The sequence below is a fragment of the Colwellia sp. genome (assembly GCF_013215345.1).
GTDB lineage: Bacteria > Pseudomonadota > Gammaproteobacteria > Enterobacterales > Alteromonadaceae > Colwellia.
Genome location: NZ_JABSOV010000009.1, coordinates 1 through 2,034, shown reverse-complemented (window position 1 = coordinate 2,034; position 2,034 = coordinate 1). Strand labels below are relative to the sequence as shown.

General features: G+C 42.2%; 5 protein-coding genes. All 5 read left to right on the top strand.

Annotated elements, in window-relative coordinates; translation table 11 throughout:
- Window positions 1-286 (top strand): uL4 family ribosomal protein (rplD, locus tag HRT50_RS01390; protein WP_291610564.1); only part of this gene is annotated, 286 nt, incomplete at its 5' end.
- Entirely contained in the window at window positions 283-585 is a 303-nt protein-coding gene (gene rplW, locus HRT50_RS01385; RefSeq protein ID WP_159821677.1) for a 50S ribosomal protein L23, read from the top strand. The genes rplD and rplW, both read left to right, overlap by 4 nt.
- 12 nt (window positions 586-597) lie before the next feature.
- Entirely contained in the window at window positions 598-1,422 is an 825-nt protein-coding gene (rplB, locus tag HRT50_RS01380; RefSeq protein WP_291610560.1) for a 50S ribosomal protein L2, read from the top strand.
- Between the two features lie 25 nt (window positions 1,423-1,447).
- The gene (rpsS, locus tag HRT50_RS01375) at window positions 1,448-1,726 is read left to right on the top strand and encodes a 30S ribosomal protein S19 (protein ID WP_291610558.1); all 279 of its coding nucleotides are present in this window, start codon (window positions 1,448-1,450) and stop codon (window positions 1,724-1,726) included.
- Between the two features lie 10 nt (window positions 1,727-1,736).
- A partial coding sequence (gene rplV, locus HRT50_RS01370) for a 50S ribosomal protein L22 (protein WP_291610556.1) occupies window positions 1,737-2,034 on the top strand: 298 nt, incomplete at its 3' end.

Genomic DNA, 2,034 nt, shown 5'->3' with positions numbered 1-2,034 from the left:
CATCCTTTCTGAATTAGTTCGTCAAGATCGTCTAATTGTAGTGAATGATTTTTCGGTAGAAACCCCTAAAACTAAAGAACTTGTTGCTAAGTTAAAAGGTTTAGAGCTTAAAGACGTATTGATTGTAACGAAAGAAGTGGATGAGAACTTGTTCTTATCAGCACGCAACTTATATAAAGTTGACGTTCGTGACGTTGCAGCAATCGACCCAGTAAGCTTGGTTGGTTTCGAAAAAGTTTTAATGACTGCTGATGCAGTGAAAGAAATTGAGGGGATTTTAGCATGATAAACGAAGAACGTTTGTTAAAAGTGCTTTTAGCACCGAATATTTCTGAAAAAGCGACTGTAGCTGCTGAAGCAAACAACACTGTTGTTTTCAAAGTAACTACTGATGCTACTAAAGCTGAAATCAAAGCAGCAGTTGAGAAACTTTTCGAAGTTTCAGTTGTAGGTGTTAATACACTTAATGTTAAGGGTAAAGTAAAACGTACCGGTGCTCGTTTTGGTCGTCGTAACGACTGGAAAAAAGCCTACGTTACTCTTGCAGAAGGTAGTGACATCGACTTCGTTGGCGCGGAATCATAAGGAGCAGTTAAAATGGCTATAGTAAAATGTAAACCTACTTCTCCGGGTCGTCGTCACCTAGTTAAAGTGGTAAACAAAGAGCTTCANACAGGTAAGCCTTANGCACCATTATTAGACACTAAGTCTAAGTCTGGTGGTCGTAACAATAATGGTCGCATTACGGTTCGTCACATTGGTGGTGGTCATAAGCAACATTATCGTATTATCGATTTTAAACGTCTTAAAGATGGCATTCCAGCCAAAATTGAACGTTTAGAATACGATCCAAACCGAAGCGCTAACATCGCATTAGTATTATATGCTGATGGTGAACGTCGTTACATCCTAGCCCCTAAAGGCTTAAGCGCTGGAGATACAATCCAGTCTGGTGTAGATGCTCCTATCAAAGCTGGTAACACTATGCCGTTACGTAACCTACCGTTAGGTAGTGTTATTCACGCAATCGAACTTAAACCAGGTAAAGGTGCGCAAATCGCACGTGCTGCTGGTACTTACGCACAATTAGTTGCGAAAGAAGGTGCTTACGTTACTTTACGTCTTCGCTCTGGCGAAATGCGCAAAGTAGAAGCAGATTGTCGTGCTACTTTAGGTGAGATCGGCAACGCTGAACACATGCTTCGCCAACTTGGTAAAGCTGGTGCTTCACGCTGGCGCGGTGTTCGCCCAACTGTTCGTGGTGTTGCCATGAACCCNGTTGANCANCCACACGGTGGTGGTGAAGGTAAAACATCNGGCGGTCGTCATCCGGTATCACCTTGGGGTGTACCAACTAAGGGTTACAAGACTCGTTCAAACAAGCGTACCGATAAATTTATCGTACGTCGTCGTACTAAATAGTACTAATTAATATAGAGGATTCACCATGCCACGTTCCCTCAAGAAAGGTCCATTTATTGACCTGCACTTGTTGACGAAGGTAGAGAAAGCGGTGGAAAGCGGGAATAAAAAGCCAATTAAAACTTGGTCCCGTCGTTCAATGATCATTCCAACAATGATCGGATTGACCATCGCTGTCCATAATGGCCGCCAACACGTACCTGTATTTGTAACTGAAGAAATGATCGGTCACAAATTAGGAGAATTTGCACCAACTCGTACTTATCGCGGCCATGTCGTTGATAAGAAAGCGAAGAAGAAATAGGGGAAATTAAATGGAAGCTATAGCTATACATAAATTTGCCCGTGGCTCTGCGCAAAAAGCACGCTTAGTTGTGGATCAAATCCGCGGCATGCATGTTGAGAAAGCATTAGAACTTTTAACTTACAGCAACAAACAAGCTGCTGTTTTAGTTAAAAAAGTACTTAACTCAGCAATAGCTAATGCAGAGCACAATGAAGGTGCAGACATTGATGAACTATTCGTTAAAACTATTATGGTTGACGATGGTCCGACAATGAAACGTATTAGACCTCGTGCGAAAGGCCGTGCGGATCGCATAATTAAGCGTA

What these genes read in the sequence shown, in the direction of transcription:
- rpsS (WP_291610558.1), top strand. Translation starts at nt 1,448, where the DNA reads ATGCCACGTTCCCTCAAGAAAGGTCCATTTATTGACCTGCACTTGTTG.
- rplW (WP_159821677.1), top strand. Translation starts at nt 283, where the DNA reads ATGATAAACGAAGAACGTTTGTTAAAAGTGCTTTTAGCACCGAATATT.